Source organism: Kineothrix sp. MSJ-39 (assembly GCF_018917935.1).
Classification (GTDB): Bacteria; Bacillota; Clostridia; order Lachnospirales; family Lachnospiraceae; genus CAG-194.
In genome coordinates this window covers 164,307-190,069 of the sequence record NZ_JAHLPN010000003.1, presented here as the reverse complement: position 1 = coordinate 190,069, position 25,763 = coordinate 164,307, and the positions used below count along the sequence as shown (strand labels likewise).

25 protein-coding genes are annotated in these 25,763 nt (G+C 45.8%); 21 read left to right on the top strand and 4 right to left on the bottom strand.

Annotated elements, in window-relative coordinates; genetic code table 11:
- Positions 1 to 238: 238 nt before the first annotated feature.
- From KQI22_RS03955 to KQI22_RS03905, 11 genes are all read left to right on the top strand, one after another.
- Positions 239 to 1,006, top strand: coding sequence for a glycosyltransferase family 2 protein (locus KQI22_RS03955; protein ID WP_216550779.1), 768 nt, complete (start codon positions 239 to 241; stop codon positions 1,004 to 1,006).
- 16 nt (positions 1,007 to 1,022) lie between these two features.
- On the top strand, positions 1,023 to 1,727 hold the full coding sequence (locus KQI22_RS03950) for a glycosyltransferase family 2 protein (RefSeq protein ID WP_216550778.1): 705 nt from the start codon (positions 1,023 to 1,025) through the stop codon (positions 1,725 to 1,727).
- Complete coding sequence (locus KQI22_RS03945; RefSeq protein WP_253293496.1) at positions 1,724 to 2,104, top strand: DUF2304 domain-containing protein; 381 nt, start codon at positions 1,724 to 1,726, stop codon at positions 2,102 to 2,104. Before KQI22_RS03950 ends, KQI22_RS03945 begins: the two co-directional genes overlap by 4 nt.
- 3 nt (positions 2,105 to 2,107) lie before the next feature.
- Positions 2,108 to 3,154 (top strand): Gfo/Idh/MocA family protein, encoded by a 1,047-nt coding sequence (locus KQI22_RS03940; RefSeq protein ID WP_216550777.1) that lies wholly within the window; start codon positions 2,108 to 2,110, stop codon positions 3,152 to 3,154.
- Complete coding sequence (locus tag KQI22_RS03935) at positions 3,132 to 3,965, top strand: SDR family oxidoreductase (RefSeq protein WP_216550776.1); 834 nt, start codon at positions 3,132 to 3,134, stop codon at positions 3,963 to 3,965. The genes KQI22_RS03940 and KQI22_RS03935 overlap by 23 nt, the downstream gene beginning before the upstream one ends.
- A 128-nt stretch (positions 3,966 to 4,093) precedes the next feature.
- Positions 4,094 to 5,008 carry a dTDP-4-dehydrorhamnose reductase gene (gene rfbD, locus KQI22_RS03930; RefSeq protein ID WP_216550775.1) on the top strand — a complete coding sequence of 305 codons (915 nt, stop codon included), beginning with the start codon at positions 4,094 to 4,096 and terminating at the stop codon, positions 5,006 to 5,008.
- 19 nt (positions 5,009 to 5,027) lie between these two features.
- On the top strand, positions 5,028 to 6,239 hold the full coding sequence (locus KQI22_RS03925) for a hypothetical protein (RefSeq protein WP_216550774.1): 1,212 nt from the start codon (positions 5,028 to 5,030) through the stop codon (positions 6,237 to 6,239).
- A gap of 3 nt (positions 6,240 to 6,242) precedes the next feature.
- The gene (locus KQI22_RS03920) at positions 6,243 to 7,319 is read left to right on the top strand and encodes a hypothetical protein (protein ID WP_216550773.1); all 1,077 of its coding nucleotides are present in this window, start codon (positions 6,243 to 6,245) and stop codon (positions 7,317 to 7,319) included.
- A gap of 19 nt (positions 7,320 to 7,338) precedes the next feature.
- Positions 7,339 to 8,487, top strand: a complete 1,149-nt coding sequence (locus KQI22_RS03915) for an acyltransferase family protein (protein ID WP_216550772.1) — start codon at positions 7,339 to 7,341, stop codon at positions 8,485 to 8,487.
- A 10-nt stretch (positions 8,488 to 8,497) separates the two neighbouring features.
- On the top strand, positions 8,498 to 9,526 hold the full coding sequence (locus KQI22_RS03910; RefSeq protein ID WP_216550771.1) for an acyltransferase family protein: 1,029 nt from the start codon (positions 8,498 to 8,500) through the stop codon (positions 9,524 to 9,526).
- Positions 9,504 to 10,628: an acyltransferase family protein gene (locus KQI22_RS03905; RefSeq protein WP_216550770.1), complete on the top strand. Its 1,125-nt coding sequence runs from the start codon at positions 9,504 to 9,506 to the stop codon at positions 10,626 to 10,628. The genes KQI22_RS03910 and KQI22_RS03905 overlap by 23 nt, the downstream gene beginning before the upstream one ends.
- Here the strand turns inward: KQI22_RS03905 and KQI22_RS03900 are convergent.
- Positions 10,537 to 12,159: a hypothetical protein gene (locus tag KQI22_RS03900; RefSeq protein WP_216550769.1), complete on the bottom strand. Its 1,623-nt coding sequence runs from the start codon at positions 12,157 to 12,159 to the stop codon at positions 10,537 to 10,539. The two genes, KQI22_RS03905 and KQI22_RS03900, sit on opposite strands and share 92 nt — an antisense overlap.
- 219 nt (positions 12,160 to 12,378) lie before the next feature.
- Here KQI22_RS03900 and KQI22_RS03895 point away from each other — a divergent pair, with 219 nt between their 5' ends.
- Positions 12,379 to 14,490 carry a hypothetical protein gene (locus tag KQI22_RS03895; RefSeq protein ID WP_216550768.1) on the top strand — a complete coding sequence of 704 codons (2,112 nt, stop codon included), beginning with the start codon at positions 12,379 to 12,381 and terminating at the stop codon, positions 14,488 to 14,490.
- Positions 14,491 to 14,541: 51 nt separating this feature from the next.
- Complete coding sequence (locus KQI22_RS03890; RefSeq protein ID WP_216550767.1) at positions 14,542 to 14,940, top strand: SseB family protein; 399 nt, start codon at positions 14,542 to 14,544, stop codon at positions 14,938 to 14,940.
- 31 nt (positions 14,941 to 14,971) lie between these two features.
- Here KQI22_RS03890 and KQI22_RS03885 read toward each other — a convergent pair whose 3' ends face one another.
- The gene (locus KQI22_RS03885; protein ID WP_216550766.1) at positions 14,972 to 16,087 is read right to left on the bottom strand and encodes a hypothetical protein; all 1,116 of its coding nucleotides are present in this window, start codon (positions 16,085 to 16,087) and stop codon (positions 14,972 to 14,974) included.
- A gap of 17 nt (positions 16,088 to 16,104) precedes the next feature.
- Positions 16,105 to 17,655 (bottom strand): MATE family efflux transporter, encoded by a 1,551-nt coding sequence (locus tag KQI22_RS03880; protein ID WP_216550765.1) that lies wholly within the window; start codon positions 17,653 to 17,655, stop codon positions 16,105 to 16,107.
- A gap of 176 nt (positions 17,656 to 17,831) precedes the next feature.
- Here KQI22_RS03880 and KQI22_RS03875 point away from each other — a divergent pair, with 176 nt between their 5' ends.
- Genes KQI22_RS03875 through KQI22_RS03865 form a run of 3 tightly spaced genes read left to right on the top strand, consistent with a single transcriptional unit; the run spans position 17,832 to position 20,343 of the window.
- On the top strand, positions 17,832 to 18,929 hold the full coding sequence (locus KQI22_RS03875) for a DegT/DnrJ/EryC1/StrS family aminotransferase (protein ID WP_216550764.1): 1,098 nt from the start codon (positions 17,832 to 17,834) through the stop codon (positions 18,927 to 18,929).
- 28 nt (positions 18,930 to 18,957) lie between these two features.
- Entirely contained in the window at positions 18,958 to 19,401 is a 444-nt protein-coding gene (locus KQI22_RS03870) for a sugar 3,4-ketoisomerase (RefSeq protein WP_216550763.1), read from the top strand.
- Positions 19,402 to 20,343: a glycosyltransferase family 2 protein gene (locus KQI22_RS03865; RefSeq protein ID WP_216550762.1), complete on the top strand. Its 942-nt coding sequence runs from the start codon at positions 19,402 to 19,404 to the stop codon at positions 20,341 to 20,343.
- Positions 20,344 to 20,410: 67 nt separating this feature from the next.
- Here the strand turns inward: KQI22_RS03865 and KQI22_RS03860 are convergent, their stop codons facing one another.
- Entirely contained in the window at positions 20,411 to 20,863 is a 453-nt protein-coding gene (locus tag KQI22_RS03860; RefSeq protein ID WP_216550761.1) for a divergent PAP2 family protein, read from the bottom strand.
- A gap of 234 nt (positions 20,864 to 21,097) precedes the next feature.
- Here KQI22_RS03860 and KQI22_RS03855 point away from each other — a divergent pair, with 234 nt between their 5' ends.
- From KQI22_RS03855 to KQI22_RS03835, 5 genes are all read left to right on the top strand, one after another.
- Complete coding sequence (locus KQI22_RS03855) at positions 21,098 to 21,490, top strand: sporulation initiation factor Spo0A C-terminal domain-containing protein (RefSeq protein WP_216550760.1); 393 nt, start codon at positions 21,098 to 21,100, stop codon at positions 21,488 to 21,490.
- Between the two features lie 182 nt (positions 21,491 to 21,672).
- Positions 21,673 to 22,554, top strand: coding sequence for an N-acetylneuraminate synthase family protein (locus KQI22_RS03850; protein ID WP_216550759.1), 882 nt, complete (start codon positions 21,673 to 21,675; stop codon positions 22,552 to 22,554).
- Positions 22,555 to 22,580: 26 nt separating this feature from the next.
- Positions 22,581 to 23,273, top strand: coding sequence for a glycosyltransferase family 2 protein (locus tag KQI22_RS03845; protein ID WP_216550758.1), 693 nt, complete (start codon positions 22,581 to 22,583; stop codon positions 23,271 to 23,273).
- Between the two features lie 10 nt (positions 23,274 to 23,283).
- On the top strand, positions 23,284 to 23,784 hold the full coding sequence (locus tag KQI22_RS03840) for a GtrA family protein (RefSeq protein ID WP_216550757.1): 501 nt from the start codon (positions 23,284 to 23,286) through the stop codon (positions 23,782 to 23,784).
- Positions 23,785 to 23,823: 39 nt separating this feature from the next.
- Entirely contained in the window at positions 23,824 to 25,758 is a 1,935-nt protein-coding gene (locus KQI22_RS03835) for a DUF4886 domain-containing protein (RefSeq protein ID WP_216550756.1), read from the top strand.
- Positions 25,759 to 25,763: the final 5 nt, after the last annotated feature.

The window sequence follows — 25,763 nt, the reverse complement described above, 5'->3', positions numbered from 1 at the left end:
TATTGTATTCATGGCGGTTGAGAATCCTTTTCATTGGAGTTTTGGTTTGGCGATTAAAATTCTATAGGACTCAACCGTTTTTGTATAGTGGTAGGTGTCACATCAATTGTAACCCTACAATCGATGATTATTTCGCAGCGGAAAGCTGATGATTTTTTACAGGGAGTATGCTATACTATAAGGTACGATGCCAGCGGCAAAAATGCGATGAGCAAAGCATAGGAAATAAGGAACGGTTATGAAGAGTTTACCCGATACCCCAAAGGTGTCTATCATTACAATGACATACAATGACTGTGCACATCTTGAAAAATGTGTGGCGCAGATCCTGAAACAGGATTATGAAAATATAGAATATATCATCGTAGACGGCGGTTCCTCTGACGGAACGCATGAGATCATACAAAAGGCTGCAGAGCAGCTCGGAGATAAGCTGAAATGGGTTTCGGAGCCGGATCAGGGGCTGTATGATGCGCTGAATAAAGGAATCCGTATGGCGACCGGTGCGATTGTCGGGCTGATGTGTGATGAATTTGCGGATGCGCATGTGCTGTCCGATATGGTACGGCAGATGCAGCAGGACGGAACAGACGGCGTACACGGCGATATCGACTACATGGCGGACGGTAAAGTGGTCCGCAAATGGCGGATGGGCGCAGGAAGTGCGAAAAAGCTCAGATGGGGCTGGATGCCCGGTCATCCGACCTTATATGTAAAAAGAGAAGTATACGAAACTTACGGTTTTTATAAAACAGATTATAAAATAGCCGCAGATTATGAGTTCATGATCCGTATCTTAAAAGAGGATAAGGTCAGCTTGTCTTATATCCCGCGTGTGCTTGTGCATATGTTCCATGGAGAAGAATCTGCAAGTACAGGTGGTCTGAAAAGCTATCTTGCTTCTTTTGGAGAGGGCATGCGCGCACTGCGGGAAAATCATATGCCACATCCTTTTATTACGACACTGCGCCGGACATGCATGGTGCTTGGGCAGTTTGTCAGATGAGCGCTGAAGGAGAACTATGAAAAGTTTAGTCATCATACCAGCTTATAATGAAGAAAAGAGTATCTTAAATACAGTTGCGGATATCAAAAAAAATGCGCCGGATTTTGATTATATCATTATCAATGACTGTTCGCAGGATAAGACGTTGCAGCTTTGCAAAGATGCGGGGATTCCTGTGATCAACCTGCCAATCAATCTGGGAATCGGCGGTGCAGTGCAGACGGGATATCTGTATGCCAAAAAGAACCACTATGATTATGCGGTGCAGTTTGACGGCGACGGACAGCATGATGCAGCCTTTTTACAGGAAATGCGGGATTATATGAATGCGCATGATCTGGACATGCTGATCGGATCACGCTTTATTGAAAAGGAGGGCTTCCAGTCTTCCAGCCTAAGAAGATTCGGGATCCGTTATTTTTCCGGGCTGATCCGGCTGCTGACAGGAAAGCGTATCACAGATCCGACATCGGGCATGCGCATGGTAAATGAGAGCGTTATTAAAATGTATGCAGACTGCTATCCGAAGGATTATCCGGAGCCGGAGAGTGTTGTGGCGGTTCTGCAGGCAGGCAAAAAGGTAGAAGAATATCCGGTAGTCATGCGGGAGCGGAAGGAAGGCGTTTCCTCCATTTCACCGCTGAAATCCGTTTATTACATGATAAAAGTAACATTGGCAATACTGGTGGAGCGTATCCGCAGAAAGGAATATAAAAAATGATGACTGTAAAGCTGCAGATCATTGTCGGGATCTGCCTGTTTCTGGCGTTGACAGTGATCGTGTATATGATCAAAAAAAGAAGCCTGGATCTGAAGTATGCACTGTCCTGGCTGCTTGCCCTTGTATTTGTACTGGTGCTGGATCTGTTTCCGGTGCTTTTGACGAAGCTGTCTGCGGCACTTGGTGTCTGGGCGCCTGTCAATATGATCTTTTTCCTGGGATTCTGTTTTTCCCTTCTGATCATTTTTACGCTTACGGTCATGCTGTCACGTATGGCGGAAAGAGTCAGAAAACTTGCACAGGCTGTTGCCATGAATGAGGAAAAACTGGACCGCATGGGCAGGGAACTGAAAAAACTGCAGGAAGAGAAGGAGTAAGCTATGAAGATTCTGATGATCGGTCTTGGCTCAATCGGGCAGAGACATCTGAGAAATATCAAACGGGTATACGGAGAGGAAGCGCAGATCCTTGCTTATCGTGTGCGGGGACTGAAACGTACCTTTTCCGATACAATGCAAATCCGGGAAAATGTATCACTGGAAGAAGAATACAACATAAAAAGCTTTGATGACCTTTCCAAAGCACTTTTGGAAAAGCCGGACATTGCTTATATCACCAATATTACAAAGAGCCATATTCCATGTGCGATCGCATGTGCGAAGGCAGGCTGTCATCTGTTTCTGGAAAAACCGATCTCAGACAGTCTGGATGGGATCGAGGAGCTTGCCGAGATTGCGGCGGAAAAGAAGCTGAAAGTATTTGTAGGTTATCAGAACAGATTCCATCCGGGGATCCAGTATCTGAAACAGTTTCTGGCAGAAGGCAGTATCGGACGTATCCTTTCCGTGCGCAGCGTTGTGGGAGAACGTCTGACAACGATGCATACTTATGAAAATTATAAAGACACGTACATGGCGCGCAAGGATATGGGCGGCGGTGTGCTGCTCAACCAGATGGTGCATGAGCTTGATTACCTGTATTATCTGTTTGGACAGCCGAAGAGCGTATATGCGCTGGGCGGCATTAACGGAAATCTCGGGATCGATGTGGAAGACAATCTGGACGCAATCTACCGCTACGAAACAGAGCAGGGAACTTTCCCGGTTTCGGTGCATGCGGATTTTTACCAGTATCCGCCGAGCCGTTTTGTAAAGGTGGTGGGGGAAAAGGGACACATCACCGTGGATCTGTTAAAGGCAGAAGTCACACAGGCAGTCGGTGATGAGGTAACGGTCATTCCGTATCCCGACTTTGCGAGAAATGATATGTTTATCGAAGAATTAAAATTGTTTATAGACTGTATCAGAGAAGATACAGAGCCGGCGATCCCGCTTGCGGATGGTATCGTAAGCCTGAAAATGGCGCTGGCAGCCAGAAAATCAATGGAAACAGGAGGCGTGATCGATGAGTTTACTGGAACAGTATAAAATAACGGGAAAAGTAGTCATTATTACAGGCGGAGCAGGCCTGATCGGCAGAAAGCATACGGAAGCTGTGCTGGAGGGCGAAGGCATTCCGGTACTGCTTGATATATTTGAGGATTCCCTTGCAAGAGCAAAGCAGGAAATGGCTGAGCAATATCCGGGTAAGCCTGTGGAAACTTATGTGGCAGATATCACCTCCAGGGAATCACTTGAGAAAGTCAGAGATGATCTGCTTGCAAAATACGGTCATATCGACGGTCTGATCAACAATGCCGCCAACAATCCGAAGATGGAAGGTGGTTCTAAAAATATGGGAGCCATCCAGTTTCACAATCTGCCGCTTTCCATGTGGCAGGATGATATGAATGTCGGACTGACAGGCGCATTCCTCTGCTGTCAGGTATTTGGCTATGAAATGGAAAAACAGAAAAGCGGTGTGATCATTAACATTTCTTCCGATTACGGTATTATTTCTCCAAACCAGAATATTTACCGCAAGGAAGGTGTGGCGGAAGAAGACCAGACGATCAAACCGGTTTCTTACAGTGTTGTAAAACACGGTATTATGGGACTGACCAAGTATCTGGCAACCTACTGGGGCAAAAAGGGTGTCCGCGTAAATACACTCTGTCCGGCGAGCCTTCAGAACGGACAGGATCCGGAGTTTATCGAAAAACTTTCCGCGCTTGTACCGATGGGAAGAATGTCACGCCCGGACGAATATCCGGCGACCGTGCTTTATATGCTTTCCGACGCCAGCTCATACATGACCGGCGCAACGGTCGTATTAGATGGCGGCAGAACGATATGGTAAAAAATGTATCGTGTTTTCAAGGAAAACACGATATGTAGCCTCAGCCCATCTGCGAAGCAGATTTTATATGGGCTGAGGTTCCCGTTCAAACCAAGCCATAAACAAATTGATATAAAAGGAGAACAACCATGAAATTTTTTGTAACAGGTGTAGCAGGACAGCTTGGACATGATGTCATGAACGAGCTTGCAAAAAGAGGATATGAAGGTGTCGGAAGCGATATTGCACCGCAGTACAGCGGCGCAGCAGATGGCAGCAGTGTAACTACAATGCCTTACATTGGAATGGATATCACAGATGCAGATGCTGTCAGAGAAACACTTCTTTCCGTGAAGCCGGATGTAGTCGTGCACTGTGCTGCATGGACTGCGGTAGATCTGGCAGAAGATGAAGATAAAAAAGAGAAGGTATATGCGATTAATGTGAAGGGCACCCAGAATATTGCGGATGTCTGCAAAGAGCTGGACTGCAAAGTGATCTATATCAGCACGGATTATGTGTTCAACGGACAGGGCACAGAGCCATGGCAGCCTGACTGCAAGGACTATCAGCCACTGAATGTCTACGGCAGATCAAAGCTGGAAGGGGAGCTTGCGATCAGCAATACGGTTTCCAAATATTTCATTGTCAGAATTGCATGGGTATTTGGCTTAAACGGCAAGAATTTTATTAAGACGATGCTTTCTGTCGGCAAGACACATGATGAGGTCAGAGTGGTAAACGACCAGATCGGAACACCGACTTATACCTACGACCTTTCCAGACTGCTTGTTGATATGGCAGAAACCGATAAATACGGTTACTATCATGCAACCAATGAAGGCGGCTATATTTCCTGGTATGATTTTACCTGTGAGATCTATAAGCAGGCGGGACTTTCCACAAAGGTAACACCGGTTACAACAGCGGAATACGGTGTATCCAAAGCTGCAAGACCGTTTAATTCACGTCTGGACAAGAGCAAACTCACAGAGAATGGCTTCCGGCCTCTTCCGACGTGGCAGGATGCGCTTTCCAGATATTTAAAAGAAATTGAGTACTAAACAGAAGGGAAACAGATGCATGGATGATAAGATCAGGTCTGTCCTGACCCACAAGATATCGGTAAAAAAAATAACATTTACAGTCATGGATATACTCCTGTTTCTGGTGCTGACAGGCTTTGCGCTCATTATGCGCTATGCGCTGCGCAATGTGGTGGCGGGAGATTACAAAATGTTCTTTGAGCCGTGGGTGGCAACACTGCGTGAAGCAGGCGGCGGGATCAAAGGGCTTTCCGCGGAGTTTGAATATGTGGATTATACAACCCCGTATCTGACAATACTGTCTTTTATCAGTATCTGCCCGTTTTTAAATACACTGCTTCTGATGAAACTGGTATCGATCTTTTTCGATTTTGTGGCAGCGTTTGCGGTTATGGCGATCGTATATGACAGAACAAAAAACATGACCTACGGCATTTTAGGCTATGGTGCACTTCTGATGGTACCGACTGTTTTGACAAACGGAGCAATGTGGGCACAGTGTGATATCATTTTTACGAGTTTTGTCCTGTGGTCACTCTATTTTATGCTGAAAGACAAGCCTGCCTGGTCGATGGCTTTTTACGGGATCGCCTTTGCGTTTAAGCTGCAGACTCTGTTTCTGGCACCGCTTTATGTGATCCTCTGGATGAAGGGCAAGGTAAAGCTGAAACATTTTCTGTTCCTGCCCCTGATGTATGTCATTGGCATGATCCCTTCCCTGCTTGCGGGAAAGAGCTTCTGGGAGCTGATCAGTGTCTACTTTTTCCAGGCAAACGGACAGATGGATATTTATGCACTGTCTCATAAATTCCCGAACATCTACCAGCTGATCGGTACAGACAGCTTTTTGTTTGAGTACGCGGATGCGGGCATCTGGGTGACACTTGGTGCACTGATGATCCTGATGTACTGTTTTGCCAGAAAACAATATGAAATGAATGCCTGTCTGTTGCTGCGCATGGGCATGCTTCTGACTATGACAGTTGTATTTTTCCTGCCGCATATGCATGAACGCTATGCGATCCTGGTTGATGTCATGGCGATCATTTATGTATTTTTTGATTTCAGGAAGCTTTATATACCGGTACTGACAATCCTGTGCTCTTTTGCAGGATATACAGTCTATCTGGCACAGAATAATATTATTCCGATGTATGTGTATACAATCCTGTTCCTGCTTCTGATGCTGGATCATGCACGTGCCTGTGTAAAGGGCATGCAGGATGGGAAAATAGCAGTTGGAGAGTAGAACATGGATAAAAAAATAACGGATTTCCTCATAAAAGAAATAAAAATAGGAAAATGGATGCTGGCACCGATCGATCTGTTGCTGTTTGTGGCAGCAGCGGTATTTTCGGTCATGATCCGCATCAGTGTTGTAGATTATACGGCGATCGAGCTACCTGCTTTTGTGAAATACGGCAATATGCTTGGCATTGTGACAGGTATCACGGATCTATTGCTGGCAGTTCTGGGCGCATGGATCGTATATGATCTGACAAATCGGAAAATCAGAGCTTTTCTGACCTATGCGATCCTGTTGCTGCTTCCTGTGTTGTGTGCAAGCTGTGCAATGTGGGGCATGGGAGATTCCATTTATATCTTCTTTGCAGTGCTTTCTCTGTATCTGCTGATGAAAGGCAAAGGGAATGCTTCACTGGTCACCTACGGGATCAGTCTTTTCTTAAGCCGATATGCTTTCTTTCTTCTGCCGATCTATGCGATCGCGTTTATGCAGAAGAAAAACAAGCTTCTGTATTTTCTTTTCCCACTCTGTGGGGTATGGTTCCGTAACGGGATCGTTCATCAGTCCGGTTATCTGCCGGTTCCGAGTTTTGAAATGGAGCGTCTGTTTGTGAAGCTGCGCGGTGAGTCACTGCTGAGCCAGAACTGGCCGAATATCTTTCAGATGATCGGAACGGACAAGTTTATTCAGGAGTATTCCCTCGTTGCAAAGGTGGCTGCCGCATCGCTGATGCTGCTTGTCATCATGCTGGTGCTTCTGCGCAGCAGGGAAATGAGCGGAGAAGGTATCTGGTATGTGGGACTTGTGCTGTCGATTTTGATCCCATATGTCATGCCGCAGATGGATGAGCGTGCAGGGCTGTTATCCTGTGTGCTGTATCTGCTGTTTGCTATGAAACATCCGGATCTGTATTATCTGGCGATCGTACAGGTCATTATCACCTATATTTCATTCTCTGCGTACTTCCGCGGAGAGAGTGTGATTCCGCTGAGTGCGGTCGCACTGGCAGAGCTTTTCGTGCTGCTGCTTACAATTCTGCGTGCAGATCATGTATGGAAGGTGCAGCAGGAAGAAGCAAGATAAGAAGGAGAACTATACAAATATGAAACAGGTAGAAAAACTGGATTATATTGACGGACTGAAGGTCTTGTCCTGTCTGATGATCTTTAATTTCCACTTTATCAATGCATTTTACTGCGGTTTTTATTCGTTGAATCCTGCAGATTTTCATACAGCACATCTGGAGTGGATTGTCGGAAGCACGCCGCTGAACCTGATCATGGGCGGCAAATTTGGTGTGCGCATGTTTATGACGATCAGCGGCTTCTTTGTCGGCTATCGGTTTTTCCTGACGGGCGATAAACACAGTCTGGGCAGCGGCGCAGTCAAGAAATATTTCCGCCTCGTCTTTCCAATCCTGACTGCGAATATTGCGATTTTTGCGCTGATGAAGCTTGGACTGTTCCGAAATGCGGAGGCTTCCGCACTGGCAGGAACGAGTGTTTTCTTCGGTAATTATAACCAGTTTGCGCCAAGCCTTTTTGGCGCGGTAAAAGAAGCTGTCTGGGGCTGTTTTGCAACAGGTGCCAATCAGTATAACGGGCCGCTCTGGTTTATTTATTATGAATTTTTCGGTACATTGCTTGTGGCAGCGATCCTGGCACTTGTTGGCAAGAGCAGAGTGCGTTATGTTGCTTATGCGATCGCAGCCATTTTGAGCATTCGGACAGATTTTCTGCCGTTTATTCTCGGCTGTGTTGTCTGTGATCTGACGTATCAGCCGCCGCTTTTTGTGGAAAAATTGTCCGAGCAGAAGTGGCTTATGTGGATAGCGGTGCTGCTTGGCGTGTTTTTAGGCTCTTATCCGCCGATCGGGGAGCGGCTTACAGGAACGATCTATCAGTATATACCGGCGAAGGTGCTGATCTACTATATCATCGGTGCCAGCCTTGTGCTCTATGGTGTGATTCATCTGCCTGTGCTCCATAAACCGCTGGGAAGCCGTGCACTGACCTGGCTGAACCGGTATAGCTACGGCTTTTATCTGGTGCATTTCTTTGTGCTTTGTACATTTTCATGTGGCTTTTATCTGACACTGGCAGACAAGCTGCCTTATCATCTGATCGCCGTACTGAATTATGTGTTATCTTTTGGTGTGACGGTATTACTTTCCTGGCTGATACACCGTTTTGTGGAAAAACCGGGTATGCAGCTTGCGGGGCTTGTCGCAGCACGATGCAAGGAATTATAAGGAGATAAAAATGGCAAACAAACGTCGGGAAGACTGGATTGACTGTTTAAAATGTATAGCAATTCTGATCGTTATGATGAACCATCTGGGACTGACGATACCGGGATTCAGCTTTTGGGGCGGTATGTTTTTTGTACCGATCTTCTTTCTGCTGTCCGGCTATACATATCATACAAAAGAAGAGAAGTTCGGCGTATTTTTAAAGCGGAAGGCAAAACGCCTTCTGCTTCCTTATGTCACAGCCAATGCATTTCTGTTTGTATTTTTCTTTGTCAAAGACAGTATATTGGGCAGCGTAAGTATGGCGGAAGGGCTGAAAAACCTGTACGGCATTTTTTATGCCAGAAACCAGCTTTTGAGCTGGGATGTCCAGACTCTGTTTTTACCGAAGATGAATCAGAATGTATATCTGATGACGATACTTAATTCGCCTACCTGGTTTCTGATGGCGCTGTTTCTGACGATCATCCTGTTTGAAATCCTGCTGCGCCTGACGGATAAAAACGGCAGACGAATGTGGTTTATCGCAGTACTTTTTATGATGCTTGGCATTTTATACCGGTACTTGTTTCCTGTTCTGCTTCCATGGAGTCTGGATGCTGTTCCGTTTTTCCTGCTGTTTTTTATGACAGGATATTTTATTCGGAGAAAAGCAATGCTTTATTATCTGGATCAGCATAAGATCATACTTGTTCCGGTGCTGGGATTACTGATCGTATGCGGCATCTGGAACGGAAGTGCGAATTTCTCCATTGCAAGCTACGGAAAAAGCATTATTCTGGCATTGTATAATGCAGCAGCATCTTCCGTACTTGTCATGTATGTGGGCTTTAAACTGAAAAAGCATATCTGGAAGGGATTTGTGCTGGTGGGCAGACAGACGCTTGTTCTGATGTGCTATCATATGTTTTTATTTGCAATTCTGGAAACGGTGTGGGCAGGCATTCCGAAGCTGCTGGAGCTGTTACTGGGAATTGTGCTTCTGACGGCTGCAGGCTATGGAAAGGAGAAGCTCTATGCAAAGAAACAAGGCAGTTGATGCAGTAAAGGGTGTAGCCATTTTACTTGTGATGCTGGGACACTGCATTGTATTAAACGGGCTGAATGAGACGGATCCTTATATCTATGATGTGATCAAGTCGGTGCAGATGCCGCTGTTTATGCTGGTAAGCGGTGTTCTTGCTTCTTATTCCCTGCATAAATACAGACAGGACAGATGGTACGGGATCAAAAAGCTGCCAAAGCGCGTGGTTTCTTACCTGCTTCCGTTTGCTTCCTGGTTTGTGGTTGTTTACGTGTGGACACATGCATGGGAGGATACGCTTTCTCTGCAAAGCTTTCTGACAGAAGGAAAAGAGCTGTTGTTCCAGACGGATAAAGGATTGTGGTTTCTGACAACGCTTTTTGTGATACAGCTGATGGTAACACTGGCGCAGACGCTGGCTGCTTTTCTGACTGCGGGGAAAAAAGTTCCCGAAGCACTGGTATTTGCATTTTTCTCCTTTGCATTTTATGTGCTGTTTTTTTTACAGAGCAGAAGCGGCAATACTTTTTTAAGCCCGTCTTTGACAGTACAGTATTTTCCGTTTTTCTTTTTGGGATATTTCGGACATGGCTATCTGGAGATCGCCGGATTTATGAAACGGATCGGACAGCGGAGACCATATTGTGTCTGGATCGCAGGTGTGCTCTTAACTGCGCTGTTTCTCTGGCAGGTGATCACACAGGATCTGACAAAACCGGTCGATGGTATGGTGACTCTGCTTCAGCAAATGCTGGCATCTTTATTGGGAACAGTTGTTATTTATTTTGCTGTGACTGCATGGGCAGAAAAAAAAGAAAAGCTGCAACAGGGAAAACAACGGGCTGTTTCACTGCTGAGCTTTCTGGGACAATACACACTGGAGATCTATGTGATTCATTTCCGGTATGCAAGAATTTTGAAATTATCAAATCGAGATTTAACATTTTATTCGCTGCGCGGTATCTTTTGGCTGCTGGCAGCCTTTGCCTGTATGGCTGTACTGACAGCGATTACGATCTTCCTGATCAAGAAAGTGAAGCTTTTGGATCTGCTTTTGTTCGGGAAGCCTTTTGAGATATGTGATCGACAAAAAGCAGGAGCAGATACACCGCGGTAACGTACATCATCGGATAAGAATACTGAATAAAGGATGCAGGGGCTGTCAGGAAAATGACAGCCTCTCTTGCAATTAAATTCAGAGAGACGAAGAAAACAAACCAGTTCTTTTTGATGATTGTGTAAATAGTGATGCCAAGAAGCAGGAGCAGCATCGGGATATAGGCTTCTCCGCCGCACCGAAACAGGAACAGGGCATAGCCTTCATGCGTGGTCAATGGAAGTCTTTTATAAGCATCCAGCATTTCAAAGCCATAGGAGCGGTCGTGCTCATACAGATGGAAATCGGTAGATACGACAGGCTTCAGAGAGAGCACCAGATCAGGATCGTAGGAAAAGATCCCGTTTGTGACGCAGAAGAGCTGCAGCCGTTCACCCAGATACAGATCCAGATTGTGCAGGATCAAACGGATGGCGCTTTTGATATAAGCGTTCTGCGTTTGGGCATCCGCACCGGTTTCTGTATATTTCCCTTCGTTGTGATCTGTATTATAGCGGTTATAAGCACTGCAGGAGAGCGAATCGTTGCTCAGATAGCCAAGATCTGTAATGGCATTGATGTTGGCGAGGTCTTCTTCTGCACCGGGGTAAGTCTGCTCTCTGTGTACAATGACAGTAAGCGGTCTTGTCGTGGAAATGATAAGGTAATCTTTTCCGTAATGCCTTGCTTCCCCGTGGCTTTGCGGCACTTTGATCAGCATGAGCAATGCAACGGTACATAAAAAGAAAGAAAACAGAAATTTAAATGTAGATTTAATATTTGTACAATTTTTCTGATAGACAAAAAACAGAACCGGCAGCATCAGAACAGGCATCAGCATACCTTCGCTCCGCCAGAAAGAAAGTACGGCGGTCAGGAGCGCGAGCAGACCGAATGCTGCCGGACGAATTTTTTTATGTTCTTTCCATGCAAAAAACAAATAGGCAAAATAGAACAGAAAGAATGAGGCGTAGATCGCCGGACGGAAACACATCAGTGCACCGAGCAGTGTAAACGGTAAAATGCCTGCAAGCAGCAGTACATACGCTTTGGAGGCATAGAGCTGTTTTGCTTTGTAAAAGATATAGGCAAACGTCATGGCATAGCAGACATCGGATAACAGAACCGGCGCAGCAGATGCGGGAAAGAGAGACATTGCCGTCATATAAAATAAGGAAGTCAGATAATTATGCCAGTAGACCGGATAATATCTGGTGGCGTAGGCAAAAATGATCGGATCATCACTCATATAATAGCCGGGCCAGGTGATCAGAAGACCGATCACATAAATTGCCAGAAAGCCGAGAAACGGCAGTAAAAGAGACGGCCTTTTACAGGCATATGCCAGAAATTCGAATAGCCCGAACAGGCATAGCAGTACCAGGATCTTTGTCAGAATATGCATGGGAAGAACCATTTCCGTATCAATGGGAAGACAGTTCATATTCAGCCCGTCCGCAGAAAAGATCTTTGTATCGGTATAAAAGGTAACAAGCCAGATCAGAATGGAAAGTCCGGCAGTTATCAGATGTTTTTTCTTGTTTCGTATCATATTGAACATGGTATTTCCTCATATCCGAAAGAGCAGCCTATTGAGATTTGCCACAGGCAGGGGCTGGCACTTAAAAGCTTCGGATAGCTTTAGGATAAACTATAATTGCCATCGGGTCAATATTGCAGAGACCGGGCAACTTTGCTATAGTAGACAGGAACGGAAAATCGGATCCTATAGGGAGCATGAAAATATAAGAACAGGATAAAGGGTGGATATATGATCATAGTAATGCCGCTTGCTTTTTGCAGTATTTATGCATGGAGCAGACAAAAAAAGAATGATATCGTAATGGCACTTGCAAAGAGTCTTTTATGGTTTGAACTGTTTGTGGTGCTGTTTGCCAATGTGTGCAGCATCGGGCACAGTTTAAACCGCTGGTCGGCACTTCTGTGCTGGCTGTTTGTCATCATTTTGTTTACCCTGCTGGGCGGAAAACTGTTTCCGGATGGCATGCGCGGCTATTGGAAGCAGCTTGGCAGAGATCTGAAAGCATTTTTCCGGGAAGGGATCGTAGCATTAAAGCGGCTGAGCATCTGTGAGAAGATTCTGGTTGCTGCAGGGACGCTCCTTTGCCTGTTCCTGCTGTTTCTGGCACTGTTTACCGTACCGTATAATTATGATTCCATGACATACCATCTGGCAAGGATCGGACACTGGATCGATAACGGCAGTGTAAATTATTATGTGACAAACATTGACAGGCAGTTGTATTCTCCTGTTTTAAGCGAATATAATATGCTGTTTGCGATGCTGCTGACAGAATATGATGTGCTTTTGAATCTGTTTCAGTATCTGGCAATGCTGCTGACCGCGGTTTTCTTTTACCGCAGTATGCGTCTTCTGGGCACCAGACGCCCTTTTGCGATCTTTGGCGTATTTGCATTTCTGACAATGCCGCTGACGATCACACAGAGCATCACCACGCAGAATGATCTTTCTGCAACACTCTGGTTTTCCGTGTTTGTCTATCTGATCCTGCAGTTTATGCAGCTGGACAGCCTGCAGATCGGAAATCTGCTGAAAAACAGCGGGCAGCGGAATCTGCTTGTCTGTATCGGACTGAGTGTAGGCTTTGGGTTCCTGATGAAGATTAGTGTCTGTGCCAGTATGCTTATGTTTATGCCATGGGTGCTGATCTGCTGTATCAGAAGAAAAGATAAACCGACGGAGCTTTTAAAGGCTGGGGGACTTGCCGGTTCTGCCATGCTTTTGGTCATTGCGGAGACGCTCATCCGTACGTATCGGGCATGTGGCAGCTTTATCGCCAATACAACAAGCGGCGATATTATGGTGGCAACCAAAAATGTCAGCTATATCATTGTGAATATTCTGAAAAATTATTCTCTGCTGATCACCCAGCATTTCTGGACGGCATTGAATGGTTTTGTATACCGGATTGCCATTCATGTAGGTGCTCTCCTGCATGTAGAAGTCAACAATATAGCGATTGCGTTCCACGGATTTGATTTTATTACGTATTTAAATACCGGTGACGATATGTACAGCCACGACAGGACAAGCAGTGCTTTTGCAGCATATTTTGCACTGCTGGCAGGCATTCTTCTGGTGCTTTGTGTGATCGGATATCTGCTCCGGCTTCAGAAACGGAAAAGGCAAACGCAGCAGGCAGTTCAGGCAGCGGATGAACAGAAGCTGTCCTACGGTTTTATCGTATCGGCATGGCTCAGTTTTGGCTTTATGATGGCACTTTTGCGCTGGCAGCCATGGGGCTCACGCCTGCTGTATCCGGCGCTTGCCATGATGATACCTGCGGGAGCACATATTCTGGATTATGTTCTTCGAAGAAATAAAAAGAATGGCGTTATTTTATTGCTGCTGTCAGCACTCAGCTTTATTCTCTGCATTGCACCGATCCGTTATAATATGCAGGTGGCAGAGTCTTATCTGTCAAGTGGTCTGACGAACCGGATGAAGCTGTATTTTACAAATAACGGGCGATATGATACGTATGAACAGCTGAAGGATGTAACAGAGAGGCTGGGTGCAACAGATGTTGGTGTTGTAATTTCAGGAGATGGTTACGATTATCCACTCTGGAAGCTGTACCGGGAAGAATACCCGGCAGCAAGACTGCGTCATATTCTGGTGGATGACAGCCGTATGGCAGCACAGGGCAGGCAGCCGCAGACACCGCCGGATTGTATCCTCTGGATCGAGAGAGGGCGTCTGGAAGTTGGTGATACACTTGATTTTTACGGACAGACTTATATCTGTGTATTTACAGTAGATTCCGAATATGCACCGGATAGTGTGCTGATTCCGTATCGCGTGGAAACCGGAAGCGCAATCAGTGCCGGATCAGAATAAATACACATGTTATCAAATGAATAAAATGGGTGAGAACAGAAAGGAACCAAAATGGATCAGGGATTACAGGGAAACGATAAAATAGAAGAAGCGATCAGAGAACTGCAGGAAGTACCGTCGGATGAACAGCTGGCACATACACTGACACTGCTGCGTAGAAGGATGCAGGAAAACGGACAGATGGTTGTAGCGGTAGAAGCTGCTGCAAAGCAGCAGAACCTGCAGCTTGCTACGGTCAGAACAGAAGACGGCAGAAGATGGTTTGCGGCATTTACTTCTTTTGAGGAAGAAATGAAGGGCGGCGGAGCTGTAAAGTCAACATTTCTTGCCGATATCCGGCAGCTGTTTGAAACAACGCGCGAAGCGGATGTGGCGGGTGTGATACTGAATCCGTGGAACAGAAGACTGGCACTGGACCAGACATTGCTTGCCGTTGTGTTGGGCATATAAGAAAATGATAAGAAGAGCTATGGAAGCTGCATCAGGACAGCAGCTTCCATAGCTCTTCTTTTGTATGGGCGATATAAATATTGTCGTACAGACTGCACAGTGTATGGAAATAATCTTCGTAATCGCACTTTTCGTTAAAGGAATCGCCTGCCAGCGGATACAGGAAGATGATCCTGCAGCGGCTGTTAAATAAGAGCTTTCCGGATACACAGGCGGTGGAATAATAGGAGAGCAGTGTTTTATCTTCCATTGTACCGTCTGCGACAGCAAGCTCAAACGGACACGTATCGCTGTAAACGGAGATCGTGTCATCAAAGGCATCATACTGTCCGCGCGGATGCGGTTTGACAAGAAAATGCTCTGTACCCACATGGGCAGCAATCTCATACACAAGGCTCTGGTAGGTATCCGGGTTCTGCATGCCATTGGCAGTGCCCTGCCCGAGAAACAGATATTCCTGTGGGAAACTCTGACTCTGAAACTGTAGAATATCCCGGATCTGCTCTGTAACAAGTGTGATGCGCTCCGGCGTTTTCGGGATCTGCTTTAAAGTAAAACCGGTTGCAGCACTGTCTGCTACGTTTTTTTCGGCAAGAGAGGGCTCGAATAAGTAAAGTTCCTGCTCCTGCCTGCGGATATCATAGCCCCAGATCGTCTGGTACAGGCGTCTTCCCATGGCAGTGGAAACTGAGCTGATAGGCGGCTTGGTATAGCTGGCAAACCCATCCTCAAAGCGGTGGAGCCTGAGCTTTCTGTTCTTCCGGATACAAGTTTTGATCAGCTCTTTGACGATCTCGTCGGGAACACCCGGAGAAGCAAAGTACAGATCATCATAAGTAGTAAATGCCGGATAATCCTGTTCTGCCAGCATGGCTTTTACGGTCGGATTGTAGACAAAACTTTCCCATAAATTCACAGGTGCGGATTTATAAGGATTTTTGATCTTTTTGGCATCGGCGAAAAATGTGTGATGAAAATAACGGTCTGTTCTGCCGGACGTATACAACTCATACAAATAGGCGGACTTGTCAGTCAGGACAAGGTCAACCTGTGCGTCCTTTAGAAAAGCATCTTTGATAAACAGAAAGACCATCAGATGATAACTGGTACTGGCAACGGCAAGTACCTTTCTTTTTTGCGTTTGCATATATCGTTCCTTTCCGGTCAGGCTCTGTGCAGTATTCTGCGGATGTTATCAAGGAAAATGGCGCGTTCTCTTGCTTCAAACAGTAAGAAGAAATTCAGAAGAGAACCGACAATACCGCAGAGCAGAATATCGACAATGACCATGCCCCAGCTTGTCGTTGTGATAAAGTGGTTCATGCCTGCAAATACTGCTGACATAAGAAGCGTTACAAAAATATAACGAAAGATCGTCGGGTAAAAGGCGTGCTTTGGGAGCTCCAGACAATGTGCCGCATACATCGGTGTAAACGTCATGTTTTTGATGATGCCAAGGAAGGAGGAAGTTCCGGCGATAAAGTAGATCCCATACGGATGAAAAGCCGGGATTTCCAGAAAAATGAACACCACGATGACATTCAGGACACCCATTAAAAGCGTGACGATCGAATTCCATTTTAACTTATTGACAACTGTATATACATTGAAAAGCGGGCTGATTGCACCACCGACCAGTGTACCGAGCATGATCAGAACGGTCAGCCGGTAGTAGATCGGCAGGATCGCACGCTCGCTTGGCAGCCACATATAGTAGAAGGACATGCCAAACCCGATGATGTAGCAGAGCGGGATGTTCGCGAAAAAGCCTGTCAGCTTCATGGCAGACTTCAGATCCTCTGTCAGTTCCTTTTTATTGCCTTTGGCAAAACTGATCGTCAGGGAAGGGGTAAAGACGGCGGAGATCGTTTCGTACAGGGTATTGACCGCAGTCACGATCGTTGTGGAAGTACCGATATAGCCGCTTTCCGCTTTACCGATCCACAGGTTGGTGATCAGTGTGTCGATTCCGTTTGTCAGAGCCTGTCCCGCACGCATGATCGTATTCCAGACACCGGCGGACAGGATTTCAATGACCGTGCGGATATCAAAATATTTCCGGGAAACAACGATCTGCGGCAGAAGTTTTTTCGTGTAATGAATATAAGTAATAAACAGGTATACATTGGCAAGCAGTGTTGCATAGCCGATGTAGCTGACATGGATCGGTAAAAACGTAAAGGTAACGATCAGCAGTGCAGCTTTTAAGATCTGGGATTCGATCGTGCGGAGCGCGGACAGATCCAGTCTGTTGGCGGCAAAGGTCGCTGTGGAAAAGGTGGTTGCGATGATCGTAACCATAAAGTTTAAGAACATGGTCGCAAATAACAGCTTGACATCCGTGACAAGCGCCGGGGAAATATTGACCAGCTTTTCCAGATAGAGTACGACCAGCGTGCAGGGCAGAAGCAGAACTGCCACGATCACCAGATTGGCGTACATGACGGAGTTGAAATAGCGGTTGGCACCTTCTGCATCATTTTGGTGGATCTTGACCGTGATAAAACGGCCGGCCATGGAATTGAGTGCCATGGCTGCGATCGCCGCATAACTGACGAAGTTGTTTGCCATGGTAACAAAGCCCTGCGCTTCGGAGCCAAGCTTGTAGATGACGGTCGGCGTGATCAGAAAGCTGATACCGAGGCTGACAAGGCAGGATAACAGAGAGGCTGCCATATTGATGATAAGCTGTTTATTTTTACTGGTTTCTTTCATGGATTGTTCCTTTTCGTAAAATAATGCATGACATAGTATAGCACGACCGGGATTCTCCTTTCAATACATGCGTCTATTTCCGATTGCAATATAAGCATCAAAATGATAAGATATATCTATATGTTTTGTGACTTGGATGATTTTATACGGGAAGCAGACAGAAGTGAGGTACGGATATGAAGATTATGCCAAACCGGCTTGACCGGGGGTTTTATCAATATCAGGAAGAATTTGAAAAAAAGGCGATCGAAGTGCTGCGCAGCGGCTGGTATGTGCTGGGAAAAGAAGTCAGCAGCTTTGAAGAAGAGTTTGCAGCCTATGTCGGTACAAAGTATTGTGTAGGGCTGGCGAGCGGACTGGATGCGCTCTGGCTGGCATTCCGCGTGCTCGGAGTCGGAGCCGGGGATGAAGTCATTGTGCAGTCCAACACATATATTGCCAGCGTGATGGGCATTACGATCAATGGTGCAACACCGGTTTTTGTAGAACCGGACGAATATTACGGAATTGATGCAGCAAAGATAGAAGAGAAGATCACACCGAAGACAAAGGCAGTGCTGGTGGTACATCTGTACGGACAGGCCTGCCAGATGGACAAGATCTGTGAGATTACGAAAAAACACGGTCTGTATCTGGTCGAGGACTGTGCACAGTCGCACGGAGCTGTGTATGACGGCAAAATGACAGGCAGCTTTGGCGATATCGGCTGTTTTTCCTTTTATCCGTCCAAAAATCTGGGTGCTTTCGGAGACGGCGGTGCGATTACCTGCAATGATCCGAAAATTGCGGCAGATATGAAGATGTACCGTAATTACGGCAGTGAAAAACGGTATTATAATAAAGTGGTGGGTGCCAACTCCAGACTGGATGAGATCCAGGCGGGGCTTCTTCGTGTCAGACTCTCCCACATGGAAGAACTGACAAAGGAAAAGATTGCGATTGCGGCGCGTTATGACAGGGAGCTTTCCAATGCAGCCTTTACGCTTCCGCAGAAAAGACCGCATGCCAACCATATTTACCATCAGTATGTGATCCGTACAATGCACAGAAAAGCACTGATCGACTATCTGAATGAAAAAGAGATCGGAACGATCATCCATTACCCGATCCCGCCGCATCTGTCAGAGGCATATCAGAGTCTGGGCTATCACAGGGGTGATCTGCCGATCGCAGAAGCCTTTGCGGATGAAGTGCTCTCCATTCCGATGTACAACGGCATGACGGAAGAGGAACAGACCTATGTGATCGAGGCACTGAATGCATTCAGACCTTAACAGACCGCAGAGAATGAAGGAGAAATGAATGAACATAAAAGAGCAGTATAAGATCCTGGAATTTGGAGAATATGGGGACGAGAGAGGAAATCTTGTGGTAGCGGAAGGAAACGGAAAGGATATTCCTTTTGCGATCAAGCGTGTTTTTTATATGTATGGATCCGATGCTACGGTGATCCGCGGGCAGCATGCGAACCGCAAGACGGAATTTGTGCTGATCAATGTCAGCGGGACAAGCAAGGTAAAGGTCGATAACGGCTATGAAACAGATGTGATCGAGCTGAACAAGCCGCGTATGGGACTGTATCTGCCGACGATGCTCTGGAAGGATATGTATGATTTTTCCGCAGACAGTGTACTGCTCTGCCTGGCAAGTGAACATTATGACGGCAGTGAATATATTCGAGACTATAATGAATATCTGAAGGAAGTGCGAGGTGCTGCTTCGGATGAGAAGGAACAGGATGAATAAATGAGCAAAATATCAATCGTAGTACCGGTTTATTATAACGCAGATACACTGATGCTTTTATATGAGGACATGAAAGAGAAAATCCTCGGAAAGCTCGGAGAGTACGAGCTTGTATTTGTGGACGACGGTTCCGGTGACAATTCCTGGGAAGTAATGAATGAGATCCGCAAAATGGATCAGAATGTGCAGTGTGTCAAGCTATCCCGTAATTTTGGAGAACATGCGGCACTTCTGGCAGGACTTTCTGTCTGCACAGGTGATTGCGCCGTGACAAAGCAGGCTGACCTGCAGGAAGACTCGGAGATCATTCTGGAAATGTATGAGAGCTGGAAAAAAGGCAATAAAGTTGTTCTGGCAGTGCGGAAAGAACGTGATGAAAATCCGGTCAAAAAGTTCTTTGCACATATGTATTATGTGATCATACACAAATTTGTACAGGAAAGAATGCCGGTGGGCGGCTGTGACTGTTATCTGATCGACAGACAGGTCATTGAAGTACTGGAAAGACTCGATGAGAAAAATTCTTCCCTGACACTGCAGGTGTTATGGGCAGGCTTCCAGACAGACCAGATCTACTTCCACCGCAGAGACCGTGAGATCGGCAAATCCCGTTGGACACTCGGCAAAAAGGTAAAACTTGCCATGGATTCCATGATGAGCTTTTCTTATGCACCGATCCGGTTCATGTCGGGTGTGGGTGTTGTTTTCTTTGTTATTGCACTCCTTATGATGATCGAAGTGATCGTGGAGAAGTTTACAGTCGGAACACCGATCCTCGGATGGGCTTCCATCATGTGTGTGGTACTGTTTTCTTTTGGCATCATGATGCTGATGATGGGTGTGCTTGGCGAGTACGTATGGCGCGCTCTGGATGCGTCCAGAAACAGACCGCCTTATCTGATTGACCATGTGGAAAAGTCGGATCAAGCAGAGGAAAAATAAAATCAGATCTTCGAATCATATAGAGAAAGCAGCCTGAGAAAGGCTGCTTTTAAATGTTATACAAGGATCAACCGAGAATGACTGCGATAACAATACCGAGCAGGGCGCCCATGGCAACCTGCAGCTTGGTATGACCGACAAATTCTTTTAATTTCTCTTCGGCAGTTAGCGTACTGTTTCCCATGTTTCTGAATATTTCCATCATTTCATTCAGGATCTTTGCCTGTTTACCTGTTTCAAAACGGACGCCCGTGGCATCATGCATGACAATGATCGCAAAAATGGCGGCAATGGCAAATTCCGGGCTGGAAGGCCCGCAGTGCAGGAAAGTCGTACCTGCAAGGGCACAGACTGTTGCGGAGTGGGCACTTGGCATACCGCCGTCGCCGATCAGCCTTTCCCAGACAAATTTTTTGTTGATGATCAGATGCGTGATGGTTTTGAGGATCTGTGCACAAAACCAGCCGATCACAGCATTGATCAAAATCGTGTTATGGAGCAGTTCTTCTAAATAGTTCATGTTTTACCTCATTTGTTCAAAATTCCGATACCTTTTCCAGTATACCCTATTCTTTGAGAAACTACAATTACCGAAACAGGAGGAAGGATAAAAAATCTATAGTAAAGAAATGTGTTAAATAAAAGATAAATTGTCGATGAAAACAATTAGACAAGTTATGACAAAAAATGTATGCTTACTATATAGTCGCAATTTTGTTTTTTTATCTATTATTTATAATAGAGGGGGAAAAGTATGAAAAGAATGTGTGAAAGTGTGGAAAAACAAATGTATGTTACAAAGCTGCTGCTGAGACTGGGGGTTCCGGCGCATCTGAAAGGCTATCATTATCTGAGATCAGCTATCCTGCGCTCCGAACAGGACATGGAGGTAGTGAGCAGTGTGACGAAGCTGTTATATCCGGATGTTGCAAGAGAATATAATACGACCGTACAAAAGGTGGAACGTGCGATCAGGAATGCCATCGAGGTTTCCTGGATGCGCGGAAACATTGATTCTTTGGAAGAAATGTTTGGGTTTTCCTCCCATAACGGTAAAGGCAGACCAACAAACAGTGAATATATTGCCAGAGTCGCGGATGCGGTTCATCTGGCATTTATGGATGAATATCAGCTACAGGCAAAATAAAAATACGGGAGATATCTGCGGAGGCGACTTAGCGTGGATATCTCCTTTTTTATGTGATAGGAAATAAAAGCAGGCAGTCATTTACAAAAGGCAGTCTTTTGGTGTATGATACATGCAGAAGGCTCTGCACATAAATTGCGGAGAAAAGAAGCAGAATAGAATATACAGTTAGGAGAATTGAAATGGCAAATAAAGAAATTCATATCGGCGATTATGTGATCAGCGAAACAAGCCGCCCTTATATGATCGCAGAGATCGGCATCAATCATAACGGCGATATCAATATCGCAAAGAAGCTGATGGATGCGGCAAATGCGACCGGCTGGAACAATGTGAAGTTTCAGAAACGTACACCGGAGCTGGCAGTGCCTGAAGCGCAGAAAAATGTTCCGAAATCAACTCCTTGGGGAGATATGACATATCTGGAATACAAGTACAGAGTAGAGTTTGAAAAACCGGAATATGATATTATAGATGCTTACTGTAAGGATAAAGGAATGACATGGAGTGCTTCTCCATGGGATATGCCGTCACTGGAATTTTTACTGCAGTATGACGTTCCGTATATCAAGATCGCCAGTGCATCCAACGGAAGGGATGAGATGATTGCCGAGGCGGCAAAATCAGGAAAACCGATCATATTATCCACTGGTATGACAACGATGGATGAGATCGATCATGCGGTAGAAGTTCTGGAGAAAAACGGACATGGGGACTATATCCTGATGCATACAAACAGTGCTTATCCGGCTCCTGTCAAGGATCTGAATATGCGTATGATCCAGACGTTGAAGGATCGTTTTGACTGTCTGGTAGGCTACAGCGGACATGAGGAAAATCTGGAGCCGACCATCGCAGCGGTTGTCCTCGGTGCCTGCTGTATCGAAAGACATGTTACCCTTTCTCATGATATGTGGGGAAGCGACCAGAAGGCAAGTCTGGAAGTACATGCAATGGACATGCTCAACAAGCGTATCCAGAATGTATATGACTCTCTCGGTACAGGCGTAAAATATATGTCAGAGAGTGAAGCGGTACAGCGTAAAAAACTGAGAACAGTTTAAAAGAAACAGGATAAAGTGAGGACGACATGAGCATAACAGAGGACAAAGTATTATCCGTTGTGATTCCCTGCTATAATGAAAAGGATAACATTTTAAATATCGTGAAGCTTGTACAGGCTTCTCCGATCCCGAATAAAGAGATTATCGTTGTGGACGACTGCTCCACGGACGGAACAAGAGAGATTCTGGAAACAGAGATCCGTCCGCTTGTCAGCAAGATCGTTTATCATGAACAGAACGGTGGAAAGGGTGCAGCACTCCGTACAGGCTTTTTGGAGGCAACAGGTGATGTTGTCATTATCCAGGATGCGGATCTGGAATATGATCCTGCGGATTATCCGCGTGTTGTAGAACCAATCTTTGCGGGAAAGGCAAAGGTTATTTACGGTTCCCGTTTTTTAAACCAGCAGGCAAAGGGCTATCTGGCAAACCGTCTCGCAAATAAATTTCTGACCTGTCTTTCCAACCTGTTTACAAGACAGCATCTGACAGACATGGAAACCTGTTATAAGGCATTTCGCAGAGATGTGATCCAGAGTATTGATATTGAAGAAAAACGTTTTGGTTTTGAGCCGGAGATCACAGCAAAGATCTCCAAAAAGAGAATCCGGATCCATGAGGTTCCGATTTCCTACCATCCACGTACCACAAAAGAGGGCAAGAAGATCGGCTTTAAGGACGGCGTAAGAGCAATTTACTGCATCTGGCGGTATCGATAAAGGAGTGTATATGCAGGAATTTGCAAAAAAAGTCTGGGACCGGTTGGAGCATCTGCTGTATGTGATCATTGTAAAGCTGTTACATCTGTCTGTGCTGGAGAAAAACTGGACAGGATTCATGCAGTTTGTGAAGTTTGGCGTTATCGGTCTTTCCAACACGCTGCTTAGTTATATCCTGAATGTTATGGTATTGCTCATACTGGCACCCTTTTCTGTTTCCTGGGATTTTTTTGCGGGAAATATAGTGGGCTTTGTACTCAGTGTGCTGTGGTCTTTTTACTGGAATAACCGATTTGTATTTACAGTCAGAGAGGGAGAACGCAGATCTGTGTGGAAGGCACTTTTGAAAACGTATCTTTCGTATGGTTTTACGGGGATCATTCTCAGCAATGTATTGTCATGGGTGTGGATTACACAGCTTGGCATTTCAAAGTTTATAGCACCGGTGATCAATCTGCTGTTCAGTGTTCCGATCAATTTTATGATGAATAAGTTGTGGGCATTTAAGTAATACACACATGATATAAACTGTAAAATGAATGGAGTTTGCATGAAAAAAATAAAAAGATATCTGGCAGTCTGGCTTGTGACATGCCTGTTTATTTCGATGCTTTTGCCAACTGAGGCGGGAGCGGAGGAAACAGAAGCGGAGACAATCGTAAGTGTTTCCGCTTCTTCTTTAAAATATAATGACAATGACGCGGGAACCGGATACGCGGCGGTCAGTGATAACCGGACGGCAGTCAGTGAAAATACAGAACTTGATACGGAAAGCAGCAGTATTTCGGAGAATGATCCGGGTTCGGATACGGTAAAGATACTGTTTGTGGGAAACAGTTTTACCAGATATCATAAAACAGATATCAAGTATTCCGTACCGAACCAGTTACAGGAGCTGGCAAGACTGACAGGAAAAAAGGTCATGGCGGACTGCGTGACGAACGGCTCGGCCAGACTGCGTTATTATGCAGGTATGTCGGCGAAATATAAATCTTATTACCAGCAGCTTGTGACAAAGCTGATGGAGGAAGAATGGGACTATGTTGTGCTGCAGGAGCAGAGCGTTGTGCCTGCCTTTTCGGCCGATGCGGAAATGGGACCGGCGGTTGCTTCTCTGCAGAAGCTGATCGGTAAGCTGCGTCCACGGGCAAAGCTTCTGCTTTATATGACACATGCATATGAATTTACCGGAAGCGAGAATCGTGCGGCGATCCGTGCGGAAGAATTGCAGAAAAGAGTGGGGGCTGCTTATCTGCATATCGGAAGTGAGTGCGGGATTGATGTGGTTCCGGTCGGTATGCAGTTTCAAAGGGCAAGTGTATTTTATTCAGATCAGCAGTTTTTGAGTAAGGATGGAAAGCATCCGTCAAAGCTCGGTTATTTTGTGGCAGCATGTTGTTTCTACCAGAAAATATTCGGAGATCTGCCGGATCTGGATGCAAAAAAGCTGACGGCAAATGTACCGCAGAATGTGCAAAAAGGAATTGCAGTGCTGGTCAGAGATCCGGTTCTGACAACAAACTGCGGCCCGCAGGAGTATCTGCTGGCTGGCGAAAAAGTAAATATGCAGGTGCTGGATAGCACGGTTTCCGTGAAATACAGCTCTTTGGATAAAGATATTGCAACGGTAAACAGCAAAGGACAGATTACGGCTGTGACAGAGGGGACGGCTGTGATCGTTGCGCAGGCGGCGGATGGCAGGCAAGGCTTCTGTACAGTATATGTCACAAAGCCGTTGTCTTTCGGAAGAAAACAATATGATGTGGGTCTCGGAGACAGTGTGTGTATTTTGCCGGAACATTGCAGCGACGAAATGGAATGGAGAAGCAGTCATACAGATGTCGCGGATGTGGATGCAGGCGGCGTGATCCGCACAAAGAAGCTGGGTAAGACAACAATCCGGGTGACAGATCTGAATAATCCGGACAGCACCGCGAGTTTTGTACTTTGTGTGACACTGCATACACCAAAGAATCTGCAGTGCACGACAGGGAAAAAGCTTCCGCAGACCAAAAAGGGCAATATGATCGGCTATCAGCTGTCATGGTCAAGAGTGAACGGAACCATCCGTTACCAGATTTACAGAAGCACAAAGAAAAATCGCGGCTATGAACTGATAGGGAAAACAAACAGCACATCTTATCGGGATCAGACGGCAAAGATCGGACAGACCTACTATTATAAGGTTGTGGCAGCCGGCAGGAACGGTGCATATGCAAGTGATATGTCCGATTATGTCAAGTGCGGCAGTAAGCAGGCGAAGGGATCTAAGATCCGGATGCTGCGGAATAAAAAAACAGCAGTGCTGAGCTGGAAACGCGTCAAGAGTGCCAAAACCTATCTGGTATACAGAAAGCAGAATAAAGGTGCTTTCAAATGTATCGGAACGGTTTCCGCATCCGGCAAATGCCGCTTTATAGACCGGACCAGAAAAAAAGGAAAGAAATATAAATATAAATATACATATAAAGTCGTAGCAATGTAATGCTG

Excerpts from the sequence above, each read along its gene's own strand:
- KQI22_RS03955 (WP_216550779.1), top strand. The coding sequence starts at position 239 with ATGAAGAGTTTACCCGATACCCCAAAGGTGTCTATCATTACAATGACA.
- KQI22_RS03950 (WP_216550778.1), top strand. The coding sequence starts at position 1,023 with ATGAAAAGTTTAGTCATCATACCAGCTTATAATGAAGAAAAGAGTATC.
- KQI22_RS03945 (WP_253293496.1), top strand. The coding sequence starts at position 1,724 with ATGATGACTGTAAAGCTGCAGATCATTGTCGGGATCTGCCTGTTTCTG.
- KQI22_RS03940 (WP_216550777.1), top strand. The coding sequence starts at position 2,108 with ATGAAGATTCTGATGATCGGTCTTGGCTCAATCGGGCAGAGACATCTG.
- KQI22_RS03935 (WP_216550776.1), top strand. The coding sequence starts at position 3,132 with ATGAGTTTACTGGAACAGTATAAAATAACGGGAAAAGTAGTCATTATT.
- rfbD (WP_216550775.1), top strand. The coding sequence starts at position 4,094 with ATGAAATTTTTTGTAACAGGTGTAGCAGGACAGCTTGGACATGATGTC.
- KQI22_RS03925 (WP_216550774.1), top strand. The coding sequence starts at position 5,028 with ATGGATGATAAGATCAGGTCTGTCCTGACCCACAAGATATCGGTAAAA.
- KQI22_RS03920 (WP_216550773.1), top strand. The coding sequence starts at position 6,243 with ATGGATAAAAAAATAACGGATTTCCTCATAAAAGAAATAAAAATAGGA.
- KQI22_RS03915 (WP_216550772.1), top strand. The coding sequence starts at position 7,339 with ATGAAACAGGTAGAAAAACTGGATTATATTGACGGACTGAAGGTCTTG.
- KQI22_RS03910 (WP_216550771.1), top strand. The coding sequence starts at position 8,498 with ATGGCAAACAAACGTCGGGAAGACTGGATTGACTGTTTAAAATGTATA.
- KQI22_RS03905 (WP_216550770.1), top strand. The coding sequence starts at position 9,504 with ATGCAAAGAAACAAGGCAGTTGATGCAGTAAAGGGTGTAGCCATTTTA.
- KQI22_RS03900 (WP_216550769.1), bottom strand. The coding sequence starts at position 12,159 with ATGATACGAAACAAGAAAAAACATCTGATAACTGCCGGACTTTCCATT.
- KQI22_RS03895 (WP_216550768.1), top strand. The coding sequence starts at position 12,379 with ATGATCATAGTAATGCCGCTTGCTTTTTGCAGTATTTATGCATGGAGC.
- KQI22_RS03890 (WP_216550767.1), top strand. The coding sequence starts at position 14,542 with ATGGATCAGGGATTACAGGGAAACGATAAAATAGAAGAAGCGATCAGA.
- KQI22_RS03885 (WP_216550766.1), bottom strand. The coding sequence starts at position 16,087 with ATGCAAACGCAAAAAAGAAAGGTACTTGCCGTTGCCAGTACCAGTTAT.
- KQI22_RS03880 (WP_216550765.1), bottom strand. The coding sequence starts at position 17,655 with ATGAAAGAAACCAGTAAAAATAAACAGCTTATCATCAATATGGCAGCC.
- KQI22_RS03875 (WP_216550764.1), top strand. The coding sequence starts at position 17,832 with ATGAAGATTATGCCAAACCGGCTTGACCGGGGGTTTTATCAATATCAG.
- KQI22_RS03870 (WP_216550763.1), top strand. The coding sequence starts at position 18,958 with ATGAACATAAAAGAGCAGTATAAGATCCTGGAATTTGGAGAATATGGG.
- KQI22_RS03865 (WP_216550762.1), top strand. The coding sequence starts at position 19,402 with ATGAGCAAAATATCAATCGTAGTACCGGTTTATTATAACGCAGATACA.
- KQI22_RS03860 (WP_216550761.1), bottom strand. The coding sequence starts at position 20,863 with ATGAACTATTTAGAAGAACTGCTCCATAACACGATTTTGATCAATGCT.
- KQI22_RS03855 (WP_216550760.1), top strand. The coding sequence starts at position 21,098 with ATGAAAAGAATGTGTGAAAGTGTGGAAAAACAAATGTATGTTACAAAG.
- KQI22_RS03850 (WP_216550759.1), top strand. The coding sequence starts at position 21,673 with ATGGCAAATAAAGAAATTCATATCGGCGATTATGTGATCAGCGAAACA.
- KQI22_RS03845 (WP_216550758.1), top strand. The coding sequence starts at position 22,581 with ATGAGCATAACAGAGGACAAAGTATTATCCGTTGTGATTCCCTGCTAT.
- KQI22_RS03840 (WP_216550757.1), top strand. The coding sequence starts at position 23,284 with ATGCAGGAATTTGCAAAAAAAGTCTGGGACCGGTTGGAGCATCTGCTG.
- KQI22_RS03835 (WP_216550756.1), top strand. The coding sequence starts at position 23,824 with ATGAAAAAAATAAAAAGATATCTGGCAGTCTGGCTTGTGACATGCCTG.